Source organism: Microbispora sp. CL1-1 (genome assembly GCF_012034195.1).
In the GTDB taxonomy this organism is placed as follows: domain Bacteria; phylum Actinomycetota; class Actinomycetes; order Streptosporangiales; family Streptosporangiaceae; genus Microbispora.
The window spans coordinates 1-22,569 of the sequence record NZ_JAATEK010000069.1; the positions used below are offsets into that span (position 1 = coordinate 1).

At 72.6% G+C, this 22,569-nt stretch carries 20 protein-coding genes; 7 read left to right on the top strand and 13 right to left on the bottom strand.

Annotated features, from left to right (window positions below):
- Positions 1-360, top strand: a 360-nt coding sequence (locus HCK04_RS38610; RefSeq protein WP_205831238.1) for a hypothetical protein, incomplete at its 5' end; no start/stop codon positions are given.
- 301 nt (positions 361-661) lie between these two features.
- Here HCK04_RS38610 and HCK04_RS38615 read toward each other — a convergent pair.
- From HCK04_RS38615 to HCK04_RS38625, 3 genes are read right to left on the bottom strand one after another with little or no spacing between them, the layout of a single operon-like run.
- Positions 662-3,202 carry an FtsX-like permease family protein gene (locus HCK04_RS38615; RefSeq protein WP_240972224.1) on the bottom strand — a complete coding sequence of 847 codons (2,541 nt, stop codon included), beginning with the start codon at positions 3,200-3,202 and terminating at the stop codon, positions 662-664.
- Positions 3,203-3,207: 5 nt separating this feature from the next.
- Complete coding sequence (locus HCK04_RS38620; RefSeq protein ID WP_142652482.1) at positions 3,208-3,918, bottom strand: ABC transporter ATP-binding protein; 711 nt, start codon at positions 3,916-3,918, stop codon at positions 3,208-3,210.
- 18 nt (positions 3,919-3,936) lie between these two features.
- The gene (locus HCK04_RS38625) at positions 3,937-4,089 is read right to left on the bottom strand and encodes a hypothetical protein (RefSeq protein ID WP_168066605.1); all 153 of its coding nucleotides are present in this window, start codon (positions 4,087-4,089) and stop codon (positions 3,937-3,939) included.
- Positions 4,090-4,227: 138 nt separating this feature from the next.
- Here HCK04_RS38625 and HCK04_RS38630 point away from each other — a divergent pair, with 138 nt between their 5' ends.
- Positions 4,228-4,479 (top strand): heavy metal-associated domain-containing protein, encoded by a 252-nt coding sequence (locus tag HCK04_RS38630; RefSeq protein ID WP_168066607.1) that lies wholly within the window; start codon positions 4,228-4,230, stop codon positions 4,477-4,479.
- Here the strand turns inward: HCK04_RS38630 and HCK04_RS38635 are convergent, their stop codons facing one another.
- The 3 genes from HCK04_RS38635 to HCK04_RS38645 are packed head-to-tail and all read right to left on the bottom strand — an operon-like array spanning position 4,480 to position 8,753.
- On the bottom strand, positions 4,480-7,452 hold the full coding sequence (locus tag HCK04_RS38635) for a BTAD domain-containing putative transcriptional regulator (RefSeq protein WP_142652484.1): 2,973 nt from the start codon (positions 7,450-7,452) through the stop codon (positions 4,480-4,482).
- 27 nt (positions 7,453-7,479) lie between these two features.
- Complete coding sequence (locus tag HCK04_RS38640) at positions 7,480-8,553, bottom strand: NAD(P)/FAD-dependent oxidoreductase (RefSeq protein WP_142652485.1); 1,074 nt, start codon at positions 8,551-8,553, stop codon at positions 7,480-7,482.
- On the bottom strand, positions 8,550-8,753 hold the full coding sequence (locus HCK04_RS38645) for a heavy-metal-associated domain-containing protein (protein ID WP_142652486.1): 204 nt from the start codon (positions 8,751-8,753) through the stop codon (positions 8,550-8,552). Before HCK04_RS38645 ends, HCK04_RS38640 begins: the two co-directional genes overlap by 4 nt.
- 160 nt (positions 8,754-8,913) lie before the next feature.
- Between HCK04_RS38645 and HCK04_RS38650 the strand changes: the two genes are divergently transcribed.
- Positions 8,914-12,144 (top strand): heavy metal translocating P-type ATPase, encoded by a 3,231-nt coding sequence (locus HCK04_RS38650; RefSeq protein WP_142652487.1) that lies wholly within the window; start codon positions 8,914-8,916, stop codon positions 12,142-12,144.
- Here HCK04_RS38650 and HCK04_RS38655 read toward each other — a convergent pair.
- Genes HCK04_RS38655 through HCK04_RS38665 form a run of 3 tightly spaced genes read right to left on the bottom strand, consistent with a single transcriptional unit; the run spans position 12,141 to position 16,291 of the window.
- Positions 12,141-13,856, bottom strand: a complete 1,716-nt coding sequence (locus HCK04_RS38655) for a glycerol-3-phosphate dehydrogenase/oxidase (RefSeq protein ID WP_142652488.1) — start codon at positions 13,854-13,856, stop codon at positions 12,141-12,143. The two genes, HCK04_RS38650 and HCK04_RS38655, sit on opposite strands and share 4 nt — an antisense overlap.
- Positions 13,857-13,889: 33 nt before the next feature.
- A complete protein-coding gene (glpK, locus tag HCK04_RS38660; RefSeq protein WP_142652489.1) occupies positions 13,890-15,407 on the bottom strand; it encodes a glycerol kinase GlpK in 1,518 nt (505 codons plus the stop codon).
- Positions 15,408-15,466: 59 nt separating this feature from the next.
- Positions 15,467-16,291, bottom strand: a complete 825-nt coding sequence (locus HCK04_RS38665; RefSeq protein WP_142652490.1) for an MIP/aquaporin family protein — start codon at positions 16,289-16,291, stop codon at positions 15,467-15,469.
- A gap of 288 nt (positions 16,292-16,579) precedes the next feature.
- On the opposite strand from HCK04_RS38665, the gene HCK04_RS38670 reads away from it, so the two are divergent.
- Both HCK04_RS38670 and glpK (HCK04_RS38675) read left to right on the top strand, forming a co-directional pair.
- On the top strand, positions 16,580-17,371 hold the full coding sequence (locus HCK04_RS38670; protein ID WP_142652491.1) for an IclR family transcriptional regulator: 792 nt from the start codon (positions 16,580-16,582) through the stop codon (positions 17,369-17,371).
- 47 nt (positions 17,372-17,418) lie between these two features.
- Positions 17,419-18,930 carry a glycerol kinase GlpK gene (gene glpK / locus HCK04_RS38675; protein ID WP_142652492.1) on the top strand — a complete coding sequence of 504 codons (1,512 nt, stop codon included), beginning with the start codon at positions 17,419-17,421 and terminating at the stop codon, positions 18,928-18,930.
- Positions 18,931-18,942: 12 nt separating this feature from the next.
- Here the strand turns inward: glpK (HCK04_RS38675) and HCK04_RS41650 are convergent, their stop codons facing one another.
- Positions 18,943-19,494: a hypothetical protein gene (locus HCK04_RS41650; RefSeq protein ID WP_205831240.1), complete on the bottom strand. Its 552-nt coding sequence runs from the start codon at positions 19,492-19,494 to the stop codon at positions 18,943-18,945.
- Positions 19,491-19,907 (bottom strand): hypothetical protein, encoded by a 417-nt coding sequence (locus HCK04_RS41655; RefSeq protein WP_205831241.1) that lies wholly within the window; start codon positions 19,905-19,907, stop codon positions 19,491-19,493. The genes HCK04_RS41650 and HCK04_RS41655 overlap by 4 nt, the downstream gene beginning before the upstream one ends.
- 38 nt (positions 19,908-19,945) lie before the next feature.
- On the opposite strand from HCK04_RS41655, the gene HCK04_RS38685 reads away from it, so the two are divergent.
- The gene (locus tag HCK04_RS38685; RefSeq protein WP_142652493.1) at positions 19,946-20,149 is read left to right on the top strand and encodes a hypothetical protein; all 204 of its coding nucleotides are present in this window, start codon (positions 19,946-19,948) and stop codon (positions 20,147-20,149) included.
- Positions 20,150-20,188: 39 nt separating this feature from the next.
- On the opposite strand, the gene HCK04_RS38690 is transcribed toward HCK04_RS38685, so the two are convergent.
- Entirely contained in the window at positions 20,189-20,386 is a 198-nt protein-coding gene (locus HCK04_RS38690; protein ID WP_142652494.1) for a hypothetical protein, read from the bottom strand.
- Between the two features lie 344 nt (positions 20,387-20,730).
- On the opposite strand from HCK04_RS38690, the gene HCK04_RS38695 reads away from it, so the two are divergent.
- Positions 20,731-21,963 (top strand): PP2C family protein-serine/threonine phosphatase, encoded by a 1,233-nt coding sequence (locus HCK04_RS38695; RefSeq protein WP_168066609.1) that lies wholly within the window; start codon positions 20,731-20,733, stop codon positions 21,961-21,963.
- A gap of 104 nt (positions 21,964-22,067) precedes the next feature.
- On the opposite strand, the gene HCK04_RS38700 is transcribed toward HCK04_RS38695, so the two are convergent.
- A partial coding sequence (locus HCK04_RS38700) for an RICIN domain-containing protein (protein WP_142652495.1) occupies positions 22,068-22,569 on the bottom strand: 502 nt, incomplete at its 5' end.

The window sequence follows — 22,569 nt, forward strand, 5'->3', positions numbered from 1 at the left end:
AGCACCGCTTCGGCGACCGTCACCTTGGTCAAGGCAGAGTCGTCGATCACCCTGTCCGGACCGGAGACGGGCACCGTCGGCACACAGCTCAAGGTGAGCGGTGCGCTTTTCCAGGGTGGTCAGCCCATGGGTTCCACCATCCCGTTGAAAGTCCTACGCACGGTAATCAACAGCGAGGGCACCGTGGTCACCGAGCTGCCGCACCCACGCATGGTCATCTTCGACGGAAGATTCACCTTCACGGATACACCCACCGAGGCGGGCGAGTACTCGTATCGCGTCGAGTGGGCCGGAGATCAGGCGAGCCTGCCGACGACGGCCACCTTCGATGTGACGGTCGGAGAGGCACCGCAGGAATGACCGGCTCGGCGACCACACGAGACCGATCTGGGGAGGCTCCCCGGCGGACGCCATCGCGTCCTCTCCTCCCCCTGCGCTGACCCTGCTCTGACGGTGCGCGGCGGCCTCGGCCGGTCCGAAGACCGGCTGAGGCCGTCGTGGTGAGCGCCTCCGGGCGACGGCCCTTGCCATCCGGCTACCCGTCGGTTCGCCTCTTGCCCGGATTTGCGATGTGCCCTGGGGCCTGCTGATCCCCTCTTCGCGCCAGTGCCTCTCGGGGCGGAGTCCCCTCAGGAGCCCTTCAGGAGCACCTCAGGGGGCGTCAGGACGTGGCGATGGCGGTGAGCACGTCGAGCCTGGCGGCACGTCGGGCCGGCAAGAGCCCGGCCAGCAGGCCGGCGAGTGCGGCCACCGCGACGACGAGCAGGAGCGGACCGACCGGCACTGTGAGCGTGGTCTCGGTCGTGCGGCCCAGGGCGGTGAGCGTGCCCGCGGCGAACGCGACGCCCAGGCCGACCCCGGCCACGATCGCCAGGGCCGCGACGAGGACCGCCTCACCGCGGATCATCCAGCGCATCTGGGCACCGGTCATGCCGACCGCCCGCAGCAGCCCGAGCTCCCTGGTCCGCTCGATGATCGACAGGGCCAGGGTGTTGGTGATGCCCATCAGCGCGATGAGGACGGTGAGCATCAGCAGCACGCTCACCAGGCCCAGGACCTGGTCGATCATCGCGTTCCGCCCGGCGACGGCCGCGGCCTGGTCGCGCACCTGCGCGGTCGGGGCGTCGGCCAGGGCCCGTTCGATGGCCTTCTTGGCGTCCGCACCGCTCACTCCGTCGGCCACCTTGACGAAGACGCTCGCGTCGACGTCCTCTCGGTAGTTCCGTTCGTAAGTGTCCAGGGAGATGACGTAGCCGGTCGACAGCGCCTGCGCGTCGCGGTCGCGCAGCAGGCCGACCACCGGGAGGCGCTGGACGCCGGTGCGGGAGAACGTCATCGCCAGGGTGTCGCCGACCTTGAGGTTCCGCTCCTTGGCGACGTTCGCCGCCAGGACGACGCCGCCGCCCGCGACCGCGTCCAGGCGTCCGGCGACCATGTGGAGCGAGGTCACGCGGGGCAGCGTGACCGGGTCGACCGCGGTGAGCGCCTCGACCGACTGCCCGTCCTTCCAGTGGCCGTAGCGCAGCCGGGAGGCCACGGCGACCTGCGGCAGCTCGCTGACGTGGTGATGGACATGCGCGGGCAGCCCGCCGAGCATCTCGTTGCGTGCGCTCTCCACCACGTAGTCGGCGGTGATCGTCTCGGCGTACGACCGTGCGGTCGACTCCTTGATCGAGGTCCCCAGCACGGTCGTGAAGCTGACGAGCGCCAGGCCGAAAGCCAGGGCGAGGGCGGTCGCGGAGGTCCGCCGGGGCGACCGCGCGGCGGACTCGCGCGCCAGCCGTCCGGGGACCCCGGCCACGCCGAGCGGCCTGCCGAGCAGCCGGACCAGGCCCGGGATGACCGCCGGTCCGAGCAGGGCCAGCCCCACGACGGTGCTCACCGCCGCCTCGCCGAGCACGACGACCGACCCCGGCCCGGCCAGGACGATCGACAGCCCGGCCGCACCGAGCGCGGTGAGAACCGCGCCGGCGACCGTGCGGCCCCAGCCCGCCCGCCCGGAGAGATGGTCGGCCGACGAGCGCCGCATCGCCTCGACCGGCGCCACCGCGGCCGCGCGGCGAGCCGGCCCGAACGCCGACAGGACCGTGACACCGACGCCGACCACGAACGCGACGGCGAAGGTCCGGGGCGTGACGACGAGCCCGCCGCCGGGCAGCGTCATTCCGAAGACGCCGGCGAGATCGCGCAGCCCCGCCGCGCAGGCGACGCCGAGGCCCACGCCCGCCACGGAGGCGGCCAGCCCAACCAGCAGCGCCTCGCCGAGCACCGAGCGCATCACCTGACCGCCGGTGGCCCCGGCCGCGCGCAGCACGGCCAGCTCACGTGTGCGCTGGGTGACGACGATCGAGAAGGTGTTGGCGATGAGGAACGCGCCGACGAGCAGGGCCGCCGCCGCCAGAGCCAGCAGCATCATCTGCAGGGAGGAGATCTGCGTCTTGGCCGCCGCCGCGCTGGCTGCGGCGACGTCCCGGCTGGAGGAGACCTCATATCCGGAGCCGAGCGCGGCCGACACCGCGGAGCGCAGCCGCCGGACGTCCGTGCCGTCCGCGGCGACGACGGCGACCTCCGAGTAGTCCTCGCCGAGGGCGAGCAGACGTTGCGCCGCGGGCAGCGTGACCAGGGCGACCGTGGTCTCGGGCAGCCCCTCGCCCGGCCCGAACCCGGCCAGCCCCACCACTCGGAGCCGTTTCGTGCGCTCGGCCCGTACGGTCACCTCGGCGCCGAGGCCGATGCGGTGCCGCCGGGCGGTCGCGGCGTCGATCACGACCTCGCCCTCGGTGACCGGAGCGCGTCCGGCGCGCAGGGTGAACGGGCCGACCGGTGCGGGGTCCCAGGACAGCAGCAGCGACGGGCCCGCCGGGACGATGGTCTTCCCGCCGACGCCGATCAGTCCCTTGCCCCGTACGACGGGGGTGGCGGCGGCCACGCCCGGCACCGCGCGGACGCGGTCCGCGACCTCGGCGGGCAGCGGGTCGCGCTCGACCTCCACTCCCATCGCCGAGTCGAACGCGACCGCGTCGCGGACGGTCAGGTCGACCCCCGCGGCGGCCGTACGGAACTGGTCGTCGAGCAGCCGCTGTGAGGTGTCGGTGAGCACCAGGCTGCCGGTGACGAAGGTGACGCCGAGCAGGACGGCGAGCAGGGTCAGCGCCAGTCTGCCCCGGCGAGCGACGGTGTTGCGGATGATCAGGTACCACATCGCGATCACTTCTCCTCGTTGCGGGTGACGCCGGCCACCCGGCCGTCGGCGAAGTGGGCCACCTGGTCGGCGTACGCGGCGGCGTTCGCGTCGTGGGTGACCATGACGATGGTCTGGCCCAGCTCGTGGGCGGCGTGGCGGAGGAAACCGAGCAGCGCCTCCCCCGCCCGGGAGTCGAGGTTGCCGGTCGGTTCGTCGGCGAAGACGATCCGCGGGCGGGCGGCCAGCGCGCGGGCCACGGCGACCCGTTGCCGCTGTCCGCCGGACATCTCGGCGGGGCGGTGCCGCAGCCGGTCGCCCAGCCCGAGCATCGCGACGATCTCGTCGATCCACGCCTGGTCGGCCCGCCGGCCGGCGAGGGTCAGCGGCAGCGCGATGTTCTCGGCGGCGGTCAGCGTGGGAACCAGGTTGAAGCTCTGGAACACGAAGCCCACGTGGTCGCGGCGCAGCAGTGTGCGCTGCCGCTCGCTGAGCCGGCCGAGGTCGGTGTCCCCGATGAGCACCTGTCCCTCGTCCACGGTGTCCAGACCGGCCATGGCGTGCATGAGCGTGGACTTGCCGGACCCGGACGGGCCCATGACGGCGGTGAACCGCCCGGCGGGGATCGACAGGGTGGCACCGTCGAGGGCCCGGACGGCGGTCTCGCCGCGGCCGTAGATCTTCACGACGTCGCGGGCCAGCGCGGCGACGTCGGTACGCACGGATGTGATGGTCATGGCGTGCTCCTCGAGTGATCAGTGGAGGTCGAGCGGGCCGCGCCGCACCCAGCGCCGGGTGGCGGGGACGGCTCGGGCCTGCCGGGTTCGTCGGTGCTGCTCGGCCTGCCGCAGCAGCTCGTGATGCCTCAGCCGGATCAGCTCGGGAAGAACGGGGAGGATGATGTTCATGTCAGGAGCGTCGCGGTCCGGGCTGTCCGGGGGCTGGCCGCCGGCTTTGCGCGTCCCCTGCGGCACCTGACAGACCCGGACAGCTCCGGACAGCGGACGGACAGCCGTTCGCCAGGCCGGGACGGCACGCTGAACGGCATGGCAGACCAGAGCCGTCAGGGGGCGGCGGCGGAGACGACCGTGTGCGTGCCGGCCCTGCTGTGCCGCAGATGCGTCCGTCTCCTGAGCAGACACGTACGAGACGTTCCCGGCGTCTCCTCGTTCGAGGTGGACGCCGGGCGGGGCCTGCTGCGCGTACGCGGGGTCGTGGACCCGGCGGAGCTGCGGGCGGCGCTGGCGTCGGCGGGGTTCTCGGGCGACCGGTGCGAACACCGGGATGTCAGTATGTGATCAGCTCGTGAGCGCGGCGGCCGTCTCGCGGGCGTGGGCGGCCTCGTCGGGGACGCCCGCCGCCTCCGCGCACTCGGCCAGGAACGACCAGAGGCGAGCCCTGGCCCAGGGGAACTCGCCCTCCTTCAACAGCGCCAGCGCGTCCCGGCACTCGCGGACGGCGGCACCGGCGTCCCCACGCACGCGGGCCATGCGTGCCCGCCCCCACGCAGCCCACGCCTGGCAACGGGGGTTGCGCACCCGGCGAGCGACCTCGTCCGCCTCGGCGAGCAGCGCCGAGGCGTCGTCGCCCTCGTCCATGTCCAGCCGGGTGTGGGCCGTGTGCACGAGCGCGAAGGTCAGCCCGTGAAAGGAGTTTCGGCCGCGCACCTCGTCCACGGACTCCCGCAGGACGGCCAGAGCCTCCTCGTGCCGTCCCGACTCGCGCAGGGCGATGCCGAGATGCGCGAGGATCGCGCTGCCGATGATGCGGTCGCCGACTGCCCTGGCCAGGTCGAGGGCGCGCCGCCACCGGACGGCCGCGTCCTCGAAGTCGCCGAGGCGCAGGGCCAGCAGCGCCTCCAGATACTCCGTCATGCACAGCCACCAGCCGTCGTCGGAGTCGCCGAGTTCCCGCCTGCTCCGCTCGATCATGGCGCGGTAATGCGCGGCGTCCCCGCCGTACTGGCCGGCCCAGGACATCACGAGCCGGGAGATCGCGGCGTTGCGCGCGTCACCGATCTCCTCGAAGATCGCAAGACTCTCCTCCGTGGCGGCGACCGAGTGCGGGGTCGGATAGTACACGTGCAGGAGCCCGATGCCCTGCAACGCCCGGCCCCGTGCGCCCGCGGACCCGCCACCGGTCTCCAGCAGCGCGGTCAGCGCCCGCGTGCCTTCGTAGCGCACGCCGTAGTTCCAGAACATCACGAGCGCGTTGGCCAGCCGGAAGCCGTTCTCGACGTCACCGCGGTCGAGGGCGTGGTCCACGGCGGCGCGGAAGTTGTCGTGCTCGTCGTAGAGCCGGGTGAAGACGGTGAGGTTCCGTACGTACGGCCCGTTCTCCTCGGCCAGGCGCACGTAGCAGGCCAGGTGACGGTCGCGGCATTCGGCGACCTCCCCGGCCTCCTCCAGCCGGGCCCACGCGTAGTCGCGTACGGTGACGAGCAGCCGGAACCGCCCTGTGGCCGGTTCGGGAACCACGAGCGACCGGTCGACCAGCCGGAACAGCAGGTCGAGCACCTCTCCTCTGCCGACGCCGCCGCCTGCTCCGGAGAAGGCGCACACCTCCTCCGCGGCGGCCGGGGTCCAGCCGCCGCGGAACACCGCGAGGCGGCGCAGCAGGCGCCGCTCGGCATCCGTCAGCAGGTCGTGGCTCCAGTCGAGCGTGGCGCGCAGCGTGCGGTGGCGCGCCTCGCCGGTGCGCGGTCCCGCCGTCAGCAGCGAGAACCTGTCCGCCAGCCGGGCCTCGATGTCGGCCGGGGACAGCGCCTTGACCCTGGCCGCGGCCAGCTCGATGGCGAGCGGCATGCCGTCGAGCCTGCGGCAGATGGACGCCACCACGGCTGCGTTCCCGGCGTCGAGCGTGAACGAGGGCCGTACAGCACGGGCCCGCTCCTCGAAGAGCCGGACGGCGGAATCGTCGCCCAGCGGGCCGACCGCGACCTGCACCTCGCCGGGTATCGCCAGCGCCTCCCTGCTGGTGGCCAGCACGCGCAGGCGCGGGCAGGCCGCGGCCAGCCGCTCCACGAGAACGGCGACGTCGTCCACCACGTGCTCGCAGTTGTCGACCACGAGCAGCGTGCGGCCGTCCCGCAGGTGCTCCTCGACCACGTCGGCCGGCGCGGTGCCCTGCGCCGCCACGCCGAGCTCGGCGGCGAACGCGCCGGCGACATCGGCTCCCGGCTCCAGGGCGGCCAGGCGGACCAGCAGCATTCGATCGGCCGGCATCTCGTCCGGCGTCTCGCTCACCCTGCGTGCGACCTCGAACGCCAGCGTCGTCTTCCCCATCCCGCCCGGGCCGGTCAGCGTCACCACCCGCGCCTCGGCGAGCCGTTCCAGCACCGCCGCGACGTCGTCCTGGCGGCCGATGACCGACGTCAGCCGCCGCGGCAGCCGCTCGGCGCCTTCCGGTGTTCGTTGCCCGGCGGGCCCGGGGGACGATGGGACGGACGGCTGGGCGGACGGCTGGACGGACGGCTGGGCGGCGGCCGGGACCTGCTGGCGGAGGATGGCCTCGGCGAGGGCCTGCAGCTCCGGCGACGGGTCGATGCCGAGCTCGTCTGCGAGACCACGGCGCAGCGCCTGGTAGGCGGCCAGCGCCTCCGCCTGCCGTCCGCCGCGATACAGCGCGAGCATCAGCAGGCGGTGCAGCCGCTCCCGCAGCGGATGCAGTGCCACCAGGCGCTCGATATCGGCGATCGCCTCGTTGTGCCCGCCGGACTCCAGCAGGAGCTCGATCCGGTCCTCGACCGCGCCCAGCCGCAGCTCCTCCAGCCGGGCGCTTTCCGTGGTCGCCCACGTCGTCCGGCCGACGTCGGCCAGCGCGGGGCCCCGCCACAGCCGCAGCGCCTCGTCCAGGCGGCTCGACGCCGCGGTGACGTTCCCGGCGGCCGTCTCCTCCCGCGCGCGGACGAGCAGCCGCTCGAACACGTGCGCGTCGACGGCCTCGGCGGGCACGGCGAGCCGGTATCCCGGAGCCTGCGTGACCAGGACGTCCGTGCCCAACCCGGCGGCGGCGAGGGCGCGGCGCAGCTTGGACACGCGGATCTGCAGGGCGTTCGCCGCGTCGGCCGGCAGGTCGTCACCCTCGTCGCCCCACAACGCGTCCGTCAGGGCGTCCACCGGCACCACGCGGCCGCAGGACAGGGCCAGCCGGGCCAGCAGTGCCCGTACGGACGGAGGCAACGCCGCCACGGAGCCGTCGGATGCCCGCACCTCGGTGGGTCCGAGAACCGCGAACGTCACGGCGGTGTTCGGCATGTCACTCCTCGTCATCCCCGACTCCACCGGGATTGCCCAATATTAAGGGGCGATGAGCGACTTGCCGGGAGTGTTGGCGGAGGCCGTCAGCCGCTCGGCCAGGGCACGCGCGTCGCGGTCCACCCACCCGAGCACGGACGATCCGCGAGTCCGCTGCCAGGGCAGGCCGAGGAAGTACAACCCCGGCCAGGCCGTGACGCCCTCACGGTGCACCGGCGCCCCCTGCTCGTCCAGCACCGGCACGTGCAGCCAGGGATAGTGCGCGCGGAAACCGGTCGCCCACACGACGCCGTCGGGTCGCACGCGGCGGCCGTCCGCGAGGACGACGTCCCGCCCCTGGACGTCCACGGTGCGGTCCACCCGCTCCACCCGCCGCAGCAGCCGCTTGACGTCCGTCCCGATGATCAGCTCCCTGCTTCTGACCCGGCGCCCGATCCTGCTGTCGCCGCGGATGTCCATGAAACCCAGACGGGAGAACCACCAGAACACGTCACGGCCCAGAATGCGCTGCGGCAGCGCCAGGCCCATCGACGAGGCCGACAGCCGGACGCGCCGCCCGGTGCCGGCCAGCTCATCGGCGATCTGCACACCGGTGTTGCCCGCGCCGACGACCAGGATCTCGCCCATGGGGAGCTGGTCCGGACGGCGATACCGGTTGCTGTGCAGCTGGGTGACGCCTCGGTCGAGGCTCGACGCGAAGGCGGGCGTGCGCGGCGTGTGGAACGCCCCCACCGCGACCACGACCCGCGCCGCCGTGTACGTCTCGGCCGAGGTCTCGACCAGGAACCGCTCCCCCTCCGGCCGTACGGCCGTGACCTGGCGGCCGAGCCGCACCGGAAGGGCGAAGCGCTCGGCGTACGTCTCCAGGTAGTCGGCGGCCTCGTCCTTGCCCGGATGACCGTCGGGGTCGCCCGGGAACGGCAGGCCGGGCAGGGCGTCGTACCGGCGCGGCGTGAACAGCGTGAGAGAGTCCCACCGGTGACGCCACGCGTCTCCCACCCGCTGGTGCGCGTCGAGGATGACGAACCGCAGACCCGCGCGGCGCAGGTGATATCCCAGCGCCAGCCCGGCCTGCCCCCCGCCGATGATCAGCGTGTCGTACGCCGCCGCGCTCATCCGGCCACCTCGTAACCGGCCTCGGCGATGGCCGTGCGCACCGCGGCCGGGTCCGCCGTGCCGGTGACCAGCACCGTCTTGGCGGTGAAGTCGACGGCCACGGAACCGACACCGGGCACCTCGCCGACGGACTCCGCGATCGCCTTGACGCAGTGGCCGCAGCTGATGGCCGGCACGGACAGGACGAGCTGGTTCATCATGACTCCTTCACGTCGCGGACCGCTCCGTACGGCCCGGATGGCACGACCATGCCGGGCGGCGCTGTCCATCCCCTGTCCCGAGCCGGACAGGGGACGGTCAGCGGCGGGAAAGCGACGCGCGCGACCGTCGCAGCGAAGTCCTCAACCAGGAGGTGAAGCGATGACGGTCACGACGACCGTACGTACGCTGAACATCGGCGGGATGACCTGTGCGTCCTGCGTCCGCAGGGTGGAGAAGGCCCTGACCCGGGTCGACGGCGTGGAGTCGGCCGAGGTGAACCTCGCCACCGAGGTCGCCACCGTCACCTGCGATCCCGCCCGCGTGACCGTCGGGATGCTCACCGAGTCGGTCGCACGTGCCGGGTACACCGCGGAGATCTCCGGGCCCGAGCCTCGGCCTGGGTCCGCGCCCGAGACCGCGCCCGAGACCGCGCCGGAGCCGGATGCGGAGCCGGATCGGGAGGTCATCCGGCTGAAGCGCACCTGGCAGGTCACCCTCGCCGCGGGGCTGTCGATGATGGTGCTGATGTACCTGCCGCTGCCCATCGACGCGATGGACTGGCTGATGCCGTTGCTGCTGGTCGTCGCCACCATCGCCCAGTTCTCGGCGGGCCGTCCCTTCTACCGCGCCGCCTGGGCGGCGGCCCGGCACGGCGCGGTCAACATGCACACGCTCGTCGCGCTCGGCACGACCGTGGCGTACGGCTACAGCGCGTTCGTCACGCTGTGGCCGGCAACGGCGGAGCGGCTGGGGCTTCCGCCGCACGTGTACTTCGAGATCTCCGTCGTCGTCATCGCGCTCGTCCTCATGGGCCGGTGGATGGAGGCGAGGGCCAGGAAGCGGACCACCTCCGCCATCGGGGAACTGCTCGATCTGCGGCCGAAGACGGCGCGGGTGCTGCGCGGCGACAGCGATGTCGAGGTCCCCGTCGAGGACGTCGCCGTCGGCGACCTCGTACGGGTGCGCCCCGGCGAGAAGGTCCCCGTGGACGGCGTCGTGACCGCCGGGGTCTCCACCGTGGACGAGAGCATGATCACCGGGGAGAGCGTGCCGGTGCGCAGGGGCGAGGGCGACCCGCTGATCGGCTCCACGATCAACCTGACCGGCTCGGTGGTGATGCGGGCCACCGCCGTCGGGCAGGACACGACGCTGGCGCAGATCGTCCGGCTGGTCGAGCGGGCGCAGGGGTCGAAGGCGCCCCTGCAGCGCCTGGCCGACACGGTGTCCGGGTGGTTCGTGCCCGCCGTCATCGGCGTCGCCGCGCTCACCTTCGTCGTCTGGGCGGTCTTCGGACCCGGCCAGGGACGGCTCACGTTCGGCATCGGCGCCGCCATCGCCGTCCTCATCATCGCCTGCCCGTGCGCGCTCGGCCTGGCCACCCCCACAGCGATCATGGTGGGCACCGGGAAGGCCGCCGAGTCGGGCATCCTGATCTCCGGCGGCGACGCGCTCGAACAGGCCCGCCGTCTCACCACGGTCGTCCTGGACAAGACCGGCACGATCACCCGGGGCCGGCCCGAGGTCACCCGCCTCGTCACCGTCGCGGGCGGGGACGCCGGCGAGCTTCTCGCGTACGCCGCCGCGGCCGAGAAGGGTTCGGAGCACCCTCTCGGCGAGGCGATCGTCACGCACGCCGGGGACCGGGGGCTCCGCCTGCCCGAGGTCGAGCATTTCGACGCCGTGCCCGGTCACGGGGTGGAGGCCCGCGTCGGCGGCAGGTCCGTGCTCATCGGAAACGCCGCACTCATGCGCCGCCATCTCGGGAACGACTTCGGCTTCGGCTTCGGCGAGCTGGAGCGGATCGCCGCCGAGGCCGCGGCCGAGGGAGCGACCCCCGTGTACGTCGCCCTCGATGGCCGGCTCGCCGGAATGATCGGTGTGGCCGACACCATCCGGCCCGAGTCCCGTGAGGCCGTCGAACGGCTGCGCGCGCTCGGCCTGGAGGTGTGGATGCTGACCGGCGACAACCGGGTCACCGCCGACGTCGTCGCCCGGCAGGTCGGCATCGACCACGTCATCGCCGACGTACGGCCCGAGGACAAGGCGGCCCGGGTGACCGCCCTCCGCGAGAGGGGCGCGGTCGTCGCCATGGTCGGCGACGGGATCAACGACGCCCCGGCGCTGGCCACGGCCGACCTCGGCATCGCCATCGGCACCGGGACCGACGTCGCCATCGCGGCCTCCGACATCACCCTCGTCGGCGGCGACCTGCGCGGCATCGTCTCGGCCATCGACCTGTCCCGGCGTACCGTGCGGACGATCAAACAGGGCCTCCTGTGGGCGTTCGCGTACAACGTGCTGCTGATCCCGGTCGCCGCCGGGGTGCTGTACCCCTTCAACGGCGTGCTCCTCGACCCCTCCCTCGCCGCCGCCGCGATGGCGATGAGCTCGGTCAGCGTCGTCACCAACGCGCTGCGCCTGCGCCGGTTCCGGCCCGGTTCCCGGGTGTCCCGGCTCGCCGACTGGGGCTACCTCGCGGGCATCGCCTGCCTCGCCGCGGCCGTGGGCGCCGGGTTCACCGCGCTCAGCCGCACGGAGGCGGCGCAGCGCGGGATGAACGGCGTGCTCGCCTGGGCTCAGGACACCGGCATGCCGATGCGCCCGGCCATGAGCGTGATGATGACCACCGAGTCGGAGCCCGTCCCCGCCGAGGATGCCCGCCTGAAGGTCTCCGTCGAGGCACCCTCCGGCGTCGCCCCGGGCAGGCCGGCGACCCTCCGCATCCGGGTCGCCGACGCCCGGACCGGCCGGCCCGTCGAGGACGTCGTACGCAGTCACGAGGCGTGGATGCACGTCGTCGTCACCCGGGAGGACCTGGGCACGTTCGCCCACATCCATCCGCGGCCCACCGGCAGGCCAGGGGAGTTCGCCGTCCCCTTCACGTTCCCCACCGAGGGCCGATACACGATCCACAACGAGTTCCGGCTGCGCGGGGAGATGACCGACGTCCTCGACCGGCAGGAGATCACAGTCGGCCGTCCTGGCGCCTTCACCTCCTCGGACACGGCGTCGCCGTCGCCCCGCGAGCAGGTCGTCGGCGGCCTGCGGGTCACCCTCATCGGTGAGGCCGAGGTCGGGAGCAGGAGCGACTTCACTTTCCGCTTCGCCGACGCCGCGACCGGCAGGCCCGTCGCCGGCCTGCGCCCCTATCTGGCCGCCGCCGGACACGTGGTGATCATGCCGCTCGACGGCAAGGGGTTCGCCCACGAACACGCGGAGGCCGAGGACGGCCAGGGCCGCCCCGTCTTCGCTCTGCCGGGTCAGACCTTCGGGCCCGAGCTCGGACTGCATGCCCGGTTCCCCCGCCCCGGCCTCTACCGCATGTGGGGACAGTTCCGCGACTCCGAGGGCCGGGTCCTCACCACGACATTCACCGTGGAGGCCCGTTAGGCCACCTGGTCGGCCGGGGTGGCGGCGGCGACGCGTACGGCGTTGGCCGCGGCGTCGTCGATCTCCCGCTGCGCGGCGAGGTCGGCCTCCACACCGGAACGGTAGGCGTCGAGCTCTGCGCGCACCCGGTCGTCGTCCCAGCCGAGGACGGGCGCGATCAGCGCGGCGACCTCGGGGGCCGCCGCGAGCCCGTGATCCCGCTCCTCGATGAAGACCCGGGTGCGCCGGACCAGGACGTCCTCCAGGTGCAGCGCCCCCTCGTGCGTGGCGGCGTACACGGCCTCGGCCTTGAGGTAGCCCTCCGCGCCGGGGATCGGCTCGCCCAGGCCGGGGTCGGCCTCGACCAGCGCGAGCACCTCCTCGACGCAGGAGCCGTACCGGCCGAGCAGGTGCTCGACACGTTCGACGGGCAGCCCCGCGCGCTCGGCCAGGCGGCGCCGGTTGTTGCGCAGCGCCTCGAACCCGGCGGCCCCGAGGACGGGGACGCGGTCGGTGACCGACGCGGGCACCTTCCGGCCGAGGCCGGCCACGGCGACGTCGACGGCGTCCTTGGCCATGACGCGATAGGTGGTGTATTTGCCGCCCGCGACGATGACCAGACCGGGCTCGGGCCGGATGACCGCGTGCTCCCTGGACAGCTTGACGGTCGGCGAGGACGACCCCGACCCGCCCAGCAGCGGGCGCAGGCCCGCGTAGACGCCCTCGATGTCGTCGTGCGTGAGCGGTCTCCGCAGCACGGCGTTGACGTGCTCCAGGATGTAGTCGATGTCGGCCCGGGTGGGGGCGGGCTCGACCTTGTCGAGGTCCCAGGGGGTGTCGGTGGTGCCGACGATCCAGTGCGGGCCCCAGGGGATGACGAACAGCACGCTCTTCTCGGTGCGCAGGATCAGCCCGGTGTCGAGCCGGATCTTCTCCCGCGGCACGACGAGGTGCACGCCCTTCGACGCCTGGACCGTCACCGACCCCCGCGATCCCGGCGACGCCCCCGCGAGCCGCTGGATCTCGTCGGTCCACACGCCGGTGGCGTTGATCACCTGACGAGCCCTGACGTGCAGCTCCGCGCCGCCCTCCAGGTCGCGTACGACCGCTCCGGTCACCCTGCCGCCGTCGCGCAGGAACCCGGTGACCTTGGTGCGGGTGGTGACGCAGGCGCCGTACTGCATGGCGGTGCGGGCCACCGTCATCGTGAATCGGGCGTCGTCCACCTGGGCGTCGTAATACTGGATCGCTCCGACGAGCGCGTCGCTGCGCAGGCCGGGAGCCTCGCGCAGGGCCCGGCTGTGGCTGAGCTGGCGGTGCCGCGGCAGCACGCGGGCGCCGCCGAGCGTGTCGTAGAGCAGCACGCCCGCGCCGACGTAGCCGCGCTCCCACACCCGGTGGCGCAGCGGGAACAGGAACGGCACCGGACGCACCAGGTGCGGGGCCAGCCGGGTCACCAGCAGGCCCCGTTCCCTGAGCGCCTCGCGCACCAGCCGGAAGTCGAGCTGCTCCAGATAACGCAGCCCGCCGTGGATCAGCTTGCTCGACCGGCTGGACGTCCCGGCCGCGAGGTCACGGGCCTCCACCAGCGCGACGGACAGGCCGCGCGAGACCGCGTCGAGCGCGACCCCGGCACCGACCACCCCGCCGCCGACGACCAGGACGTCGAACTCGTCCTCGGCCAGCCTCCGCAGCGCCGCCTCCCGAGCGCGGGGACCCATGGGTACAGACATATCGGTATCGACTCCTTGTTTCTTACAGTCGGCTCAGTCGACGTCGACCCAGTCGAGCGTCCGCTGGACGGCCTTGCGCCATCCGGCGTAGCCGCGCTCGCGCTGCTCGTCGGTCCAGGTGGGCTCCCAGCGGCGGTCCTCGTGCCAGTTGCGCTTGAGGTCGTCGGTGGACTTCCAGAATCCGACGGCGAGCCCGGCGGCGTACGCGGCGCCGAGCGCGGTGGTCTCGGCGACCACCGGACGCGACACCGGGACGCCGAGGATGTCGGCCTGCAGCTGCATGCACAGCTCGTTGGCCGTCACGCCGCCGTCCACCCGCAGCACGTCGAGGACGACGCCGGAGTCCTGCTCCATCGCGCCGACGACGTCCTTGGTCTGGTAGCAGATCGATTCGAGCGTGGCGCGGGCCAGGTGGGCGTTGGTGTTGTAGCGGGACAGGCCGACGATGGCGCCGCGGGCGTCGGAGCGCCAGTAGGGCGCGAACAGGCCGGAGAACGCGGGCACGAAGTAGACGCCGCCGTTGTCCTCGACCTGCCGGGCGAGCGCCTCGCTCTGCGACGCCCCCGAGATGATGCCGAGCTGGTCGCGCAGCCACTGCACGGCAGAGCCGGTGACCGCGATCGACCCCTCCAGAGCGTACACGGGCTTGGCCGAGCCGAACTGGTAGCAGACCGTGGTGAGCAGGCCGTGCTGGGAGCGCACGAGCTCGGTGCCGGTGTTGAGCAGCAGGAAGTTGCCGGTGCCGTAGGTGTTCTTGGCCGTGCCGGGCTCGAAGCAGACCTGGCCGACGGTCGCGGCCTGCTGGTCGCCGAGGTCGCCCGCGAGGGGAACCTCGCCGCGGAGCGGGCCGTCGGCGCGGGTCACACCGTACAGGTCGGGGTTGGAGGACGGCCGGATCTCGGGGAGCATCTGGCGGGGCACGCCGAAGAACGACAGCAGCTCGTCGTCCCAGTCGAGCGTCTCCAGGTTCATCAGCATCGTGCGGCTGGCGTTGGTGGGGTCGGTCACGTGGACGCCGCCGTCCACCCCGCCCGTCAGGTTCCACAGCAGCCAGGTGTCGGTGTTGCCGAAGATCGCGTCACCGCGCTCGGCGGCCTCGCGCACGCCGGGGACGTTCTCCAGGATCCATTGGATCTTGCCGCCGGAGAAGTAGGTGGCGGGCGGCAGGCCGGCCTTGCGCCGGATCACCTCGCCCTTGCCCTCCCGCTCCAGCGCCGAGGCGATGCGGTCGGTGCGGGTGTCCTGCCAGACGATGGCGTTGTAGTACGGGCGGCCGGTGCGCCGGTCCCAGACGACGGTGGTCTCCCGCTGGTTGGTGATGCCGAGCGCCGCGAGGTCGGAGGCGTGCAGGCCCGCGGTGCGCATCGCGGTCTCGATCACCGCCCGGGTGCGCTCCCAGATCTCGGTCGGGTTGTGCTCGACCCAGCCCGCCTGCGGCAGGATCTGCTGGTGTTCGAGCTGGTGGCGCGCGACCTCGTTGCCACCGTGATCGAAGATCATGAATCGGGTGCTGGTCGTCCCCTGGTCGACCGCGCCGACGTAGTCTGCCATTCTCGTTGCGCCTCTCGTTCTGATGAGGTGGACGTTGCTGGTCTCGGCCCCGGGGGTGATCAGCCGGCCTGGGCCGCGGGCTCCGGCGTACGGCCGGGCTCGGGCACGTCCGTACGCGGCAGGAAGCGGGCGACCAGGAGCTGGTAGAGCCCGGCGCCGATGACGCCGCCGACCAGCGGGCCGATGATCGGCACCCAGAAGTAGAGCCCACCGTACTGGTCGCGGAACGCCGAGCCGTACCCCGTGAAGAACGAGGCGAGGCGCGGGCCGAAGTCGCGGGCGGGGTTGATGGCGTAGCCGGCGTCGGTCCCCCACGCCATGCCGATCGCGACCACGAGCAGGCCGACGATGACCGGCGCGAGGTTGGCGAGCGGCGCGGAGTTGCGCTCGTCGGAGATCGCGAAGATCAGGAACAGCAGGATGGCCGTGCCGATGATCTGGTCGCGCAGCGCGCCCCACTGGGTGACCGGCAGTGTGCCGTTGCCGGGGAGGGTGGAGAAGACTCCCTGCGTCTTGATCGTGTGCCCGGGGTCCACCTTGGCCAGGACCTCGGCGTAGTTCCACCGGACGAGCAGCGCCGCCACGAAGGCGCCGAGGGTCTGCGCCAGCGCGTACGGCAGGACCTTGCGCCAGGAGAAGCCCTTGAAGACGGCGAGGGCGACCGTGACGGCCGGGTTGAGGTGGGCGCCGCTGATGCGGGCGGCCGTGTAGACGCCGAGGGTCACCCCCAGCCCCCATGCCCACGCGATGCTGTCGTGGTCGCCGATGCCGCCCGCCACCACCTGGGCGACCACTCCGGCGCCGAACAGGATGAGGATCGCCGTGCCCGCGAACTCCGCCGCCAGCTCGCCGAGGAGCCGCCGGTCGCTTCGCCCTTCCGCCATGTGTCTCCTCCTTGACCGCGCCCGTCACATCCGGAAGTGCCCGCTGTGAGCACTGCCGGTCGTCCGGACGTTAAACGCCGCCCAAGGGAGCGTCAACGAATGATCGTCGGCATTGTCGAACACTGGTCACATTGAGAACCGCGTACTACGCTCCCCGGGTATGACGCGAACAACCACATTTCGCGCAAACCCATCCCCTGACCGAAGATCTTTCACCAGCTCAACGCCCTATGTCCGGCCAGGTGTCGGCATTGTCGAACACCATTCGACATCGCTAGGATCCGGAACGTGCCAGGTCCGGTCCAGTCCATCGAACGCGCCGCCGCGATCCTGCGGCTGCTCGCCCAGGGATCGGGGCGGCTCGGCCTCACCGAGATCGCGAACTCCCTGGGACTGGCCCGCGGCACGGCGCACGGCATCCTGCGCACGCTCCAGCTCGTCGGCTTCGTCGAGCAGGACGAGGCCACGGGCAAATACCAGCTCGGCGCGGCGCTGCTGCACCTGGGCACCAGCTATCTCGACGTGAACGAGCTCCGCTCCCGGGCGATCAACTGGGCCGACGCCCTGGCCGCGCGCAGTGGCGAGGCGGTGCGGATCGGCACCCACCTCCAGGGCAAGGTCCTGGTCGTCCACCATGTCTTCCGGCCCGACGACAGCCTGCAGACGCTCGACGTCGGCATGCTCATGCCCATGCACGCCACGGCGATCGGCAAGGTGCTGCTCGCCTACGACGCCAACGCGGCCGCCGCACTGCACGACGCCTCACACGACGCCTCACAGGACGGGGAGCTCGAGCAGTTCACCCGCCGCACCGTGCGGACGCACCGGGAGATGTCGCGCATGCTCGCGACCGTGCGCGAGCACGGCTGGGCGTCGGACGTCGACGAGGCCGGCATGGGCGAGGCTGGGGTGGCCGCCCCGATCCGGGGGTACGGAGGTCTCGTGGTGGGCGCGATGGGCATCTCCGGCGCCACCGAGCGGATCTGCGACTCCGGCGGGCGTCCCCGCCCCGACCTGGTGGGTTATGTGCGCGACGCGGCGCGGGCGGTCTCCCGCGACCTCGGCGCCTCCCGCTGGTGACCCTCTCCACCCCCCACACCGCTTCAGCCGCCAGAAGGTAGGCCGCCGTGACCCAGCGTTATGTGATGTCCATCGACCAAGGCACCACTTCGACCCGGTGCATCCTGTTCGACCAGCGCGGCCGGCTGGTCTCGGTGACGCAGCGGGAGCACAAGCAGCACTTCCCCCGTCCCGGCTGGGTCGAGCACGACGCCGTCGAGATCTGGCGCAACCTTGAGCGGATCGGCCCCGAGGCGCTCGCCCAGGCGGGCATCGGGCCCGGCGAGGTCGCCGCCGTCGGCATCGCCAACCAGCGGGAGACGACGGTGCTGTGGGACCGGCACACCGGCGTCCCTGTCGCCCCCGCCGTCGTCTGGCAGGACACCCGGACCGACACGATGGTCGACGAGCTGTCCCGCCGCCCCGACGCGCACGTGGTGCGCGAGCGCTGCGGCCTGCCCCTGGCCACGTACTTCTCCGCCCCCACCGTCCGCTGGCTGCTGGACGACATCCCCGGGCTGCGCGAGCGCGCCGAGCGCGGCGACGTACTGTTCGGCACGATGGAGAGCTGGCTCATCTGGAACCTCACCGGCGGCCCGGACGGCGGCGTCCACGTCACCGACGTGACCAACGCCAGCCGCACCCTTCTGATGAACCTTCGCGACCTCGACTGGGACCCGGTGCTGCTCGGCTTCTTCGGCATCCCCCGCGCGATGCTGCCGGAGATCCGCCCGTCCAGCGAGACGTACGGCACGGCGCGGCGGGTCCTGCCCGGCGTGCGGATCTCCGCCGCGCTCGGCGACCAGCAGGCCGCGCTGTTCGGGCAGACCTGCTTCCACCGCGGCGAGGCCAAGTGCACCTACGGCACCGGCGCATTCCTGCTGCTCAACACCGGCACCGAGCCGGTCGCCTCCACCCACGGCCTGCTCACCACGGTCGGCTACCAGATCGGCGACCAGCCCGCGGTGTACGCCCTGGAGGGCTCCATCGCGATCACCGGCGCGCTCGTGCAGTGGTTCAGGGACCGGCTCGGGATCATCAGCACCGCCCCGGAGATCGAGACCCTGGCCCGCACGGTCGAAGACAACGGCGGCTGCTACATCGTCCCGGCGTTCTCCGGGCTGTTCGCGCCCCACTGGCGCAGTGAGGCCCGCGGCGTCATCGTCGGGCTCACCTCGTACATCACCAAGGGCCATCTCGCCCGCGCCGTGCTGGAGGCCACGGGCTGGCAGACCCGCGAGGTGGTGGACGCCATGAACGCCGACGCGGGCATCGCGCTCACCACGCTCAAGGTCGACGGCGGCATGACCTCCGACAACCTGCTCATGCAGTTCATCGCCGACGTGCTGGACGTGCCCGTGGTGCGGCCCATGGTCGCGGAGACCGTCTCTCTCGGCGCGGCGTACGCCGCCGGGCTCGCCGTCGGATACTGGCCCGACCTGGAGGGCCTGCGGCGCAACTGGCACCGCGCCGCCCAGTGGACGCCGGCGATGGACCCGGCACGGCGCGAGGAGGAGTACGACAACTGGCGGCGGGCGGTCGAGCGCGCCTTCGACTGGATCAAGCCCACGGCCGGCTGACGCCGGGCGGGGTCAGCAGGCGGGCGGGTCCGGCGAAAGGTCCACGTCGTCGAGGCCGAACCACTCCCCGGACGGCGGCTGATCGGCCAACGGGTCGCTCCAGCGCAGCCGGACCCGGTCTGGGGCGGCCTCGACGATCCTGGCCTCCCGCCAGGCGGCGTCGTCGCCGACACGGGCCCACCATGGCTCCGCGAGGCAGGCGAGCCCCCGGTCATGCAGGATGCGGACGGCGTCGTCCCGGCCTGCCGGGCCGCCGAGCGGCACACCGAAGATCGTCACCGCCTGCCAGCCTCCGGCCGTCGGCACCACCCGGCCCAGCGGTTCCCCGTCGTCGCGCCGCACCTCGTGCGGCGCGGGGAAGGCGGGCAGGCTCTCCCCGATCGCCTTGACGATCTTCTCCGCCGAATCCCGCTGCCGGCGCACGCCTTCGCGCTCGGCCTCACCGCCGGCGTAGGCGCGCGGATCGACGCGCCAGCCGAGCACCCACACGTCCCGGATCCGCTGCGTCGCCCCCTCGGCGACCCTGCCGGCGACGAAGGACGCCGCGTCCCGAGGTCCGGTCACGTAGGGGAAGGGCGCGTACGCGATCGTGGGGTGCCCGCCCGGAGCGGTCGCGCCGACGCTCGACGTGCGTATGTCGGCGAGGACGGCCCCCGGCCGCGTTCCGAGACGGCGACCGCGGCACGCTCGGGATCGATGATCTCGGGCTTGCTGAACATGTCGACGACGGTGGTCACGCCGAACAGGGCCGCCAACTGCGTGCACCCCGGGAGCAGGTGGACGTGCGCGTCGACGAGGCCGGGCAGGAGGGTCCCGCCGGACCCGTCGATCACCTCGTCGCCCGGCCGCGTCACGAACTCGTTCCCCACGGCGGCGATACGGCCGTCGCTGACGCGGACGTGCGTCACACCGGAGATCAGGCCGCGGCCGCCGAAGACACGGACACCGGCGATGGTGAAGGGCTGATGCGTGCTCATGCCGCCGACGCTAGAAGTCGACGTAACGAGAAGGTCCAGTGATTAGGCTGCGGCCGTGGAGCACTCGATCAGCGAGGTGGCCCGCATGTGAGCTGCTGCGGGACCTGGAGGCCCGGTACGGGACCCGTGTCGGGAAGCACTTCGCCGAGGCGGACGCGGTGACCGGTCAGTGGACCCGCCAGGAGCACGAGCAGGACCGCCGGCTCGGCTACACCGGAGGCTCCCAGGCCGGCGCCGTCTGACACCCGCCGGGCGGCGCGGCCGGGCGGAGCCGGAGCGGCTCAGGACGTCGGGCCGACGTCGGGCTCGGGCTCGGGCATCGCCGACTCGGACCCGGTCGGCGGGGGCGTCTCCTCGGCCGGCGTCTCGATGTCGGACGCGTCGCCGATCATCTCCTCCAGGCCCCCGTCGTCCGGCTCCGGCGTCAGCGGCTCGGGCGAGGCGCCCCGCGCGTCCCGCGCTCCTGATCTTTCCGTCACCACGTCCGCGTCTCCTCCCACGTGCCCTCGCTGTTGTCCGCCGGTCCCCCCGGCCTGCGGATCGCGCATGACCGCTCACCTGCCCCCGTCGTGTGGCCTTCATTCATCCTCGCAAAGGCCGGTCATTCGTACGCCCCGGCCGTCCAGCGCCGGACGACAGGTGGCTGGACGACAGGTGATCGGAGCGAGGGACGGGCGGCATCCCGGCGAGGGACGGCCGGGAGCCCGCCTCCGATGAGCGCCACCGGGTCCCCGACGTGCCCGGATCGTCGTGGTGTCCGGGCTCCCACCAGGGGTAGTGGCACATCGGTGGGCAGGCGGCGGAGGACCACGGGGGTGGGCAGATGGAGCAGGGCATCCCCCCTTCTCACGATCGTGGGCTGCTGCGCGCGCTGACGGGCATGCTGGACGGCAGCCATCTGGTGGCGTTCGAGGACATCCCGTCGCTGGTGGACCGGCACAAGCGCGAGGCGGGCTTCGAGGAGATCGCCGTCTATCTGGCCGACCTGCAGCAGAGCGTGCTGCGCCGGTTGTGCGGCCCCGGCGGGGACGACGCCCAGCCGGAGGAGCTGAAGATCGACACCACGCTCGCCGGGCACGCCCTGCAGGAGGTGCGCATGCTGCGGGGCGGTTCGGAGGGCGACGGCCCCGTCCGGTGGTGGGTCCCCGTGCTGGACGGCACCGAGCGCCTCGGCGTGCTCCGCATGACCCCCGTGTCGGAGGGCGACGACACCGGGGAGCGCATGCGGCACATCGCGTCCCTCATCGCGCTGATCATCGTCAGCACGCGCTCGTTCAGCGACTGTCACGCGCAACTGGTGCGCAGCCGGCCGATGAACGTGGCGGCCGAGATGCAGTGGAACCTCATGCCGCCGCTGACCTTCGCCACGCCGGCGGTGACCATCGGCGCGGTGCTGGAGCCGGCGTACGAGATCGGCGGCGACGCCTTCGACTACTCCACTTCCGGCTCGATGGCGCATATGGCCGTCTTCGACGCGATGGGCCACGACGTGGCCGCCGGGCTGACCGCGAACCTCGCCGTGGCCGCCTGCCGCAACCACCGGCGGCAGGGCATGAGCCTGGTACGCAACAGCGAGGAGATCGAGCGGGTCCTGATCGACGAGTTCGGCCGGGGCGACCGCTTCGTCACCGGGATCATCGGCGACCTCGACCTCGGCTCCGGCCTGTTCACCTGGGTCAACCGTGGTCACCACGCGCCGGTGCTGATCCGCAGCGGCCGGTGGACGTCCACTCTGAACTGCCCGCCCGCCCACCCGATGGGGCTCGACCTCGGCCTGCCCGTCGTGCCCTGCCAGGAACAGTTGGAGCCCGGCGACCGGCTGCTCCTCTACACCGACGGCATCACCGAGATGCGCAGCCCCGACAGCGGCGAGTTCGGCCTCGGCCGGTTCGTCGAGTTCATGATCAAGCAGAACGCCGCCGGGCTGCCGGTGCCCGAGACCTTGCGCCGCCTGATCCGGACCGTTATGGACTATCACGACAACCAGCTGCACGACGACGCCACCGTGCTGCTGGTCGAGTGGCACGGCAACGCGCACGAGAAGCTCCGTCCCTGACCCGTACGGCGCGGCACTCCAGCTCCGGGCCTGAACGGCAGGACCGTCATCCGCCGCCGGGGACGTGCTCGCGCGGTCCCCGGCGACGGGTGCCGAGTGCGGGGTCAGCCGTTCCAGGTCCACTTCTGGTTGGTGCCGCCGTGGCAGGAGTACAGCTGGATCTTGGTGCCGTTGCCGGTGCCGGCTCCGACGGCGTCCAGGCACAGCCCGGACTGGACGCCCTGGATGGAGCCGTCGGAGTTGAGGCGCCACTTCTGGTTGTCGCCGCCCCAGCAGCTGTAGATCTGGACCTTGACGCCGTTGCCGGTGCCGGCCGCGTCGAGGCACTTGTTGCCGTACACGCGGATCTCGCCGGCGGAGGTGGACGACCAGGTCTGGTTGGTCTGGCCGTTGCAGTCCCACAGCTGCACCTGGGTGCCGTCGGCGGTGGTCGCGCCGGGCACGTCCAGGCAGCGGCCGGAGGCCACCCCCTTGATCGCCCCGCCACCGCCACCGGTGGTGGGGGTCGCCGACGGGCTGGGCGAAGGGCTCGCCGAGGGGCTGGGTGAGGGTGAGGGTGTGGTGGTGCTGTCGAGGCCGAGGAAGGAGATGGCGTAGGCGAGCTGG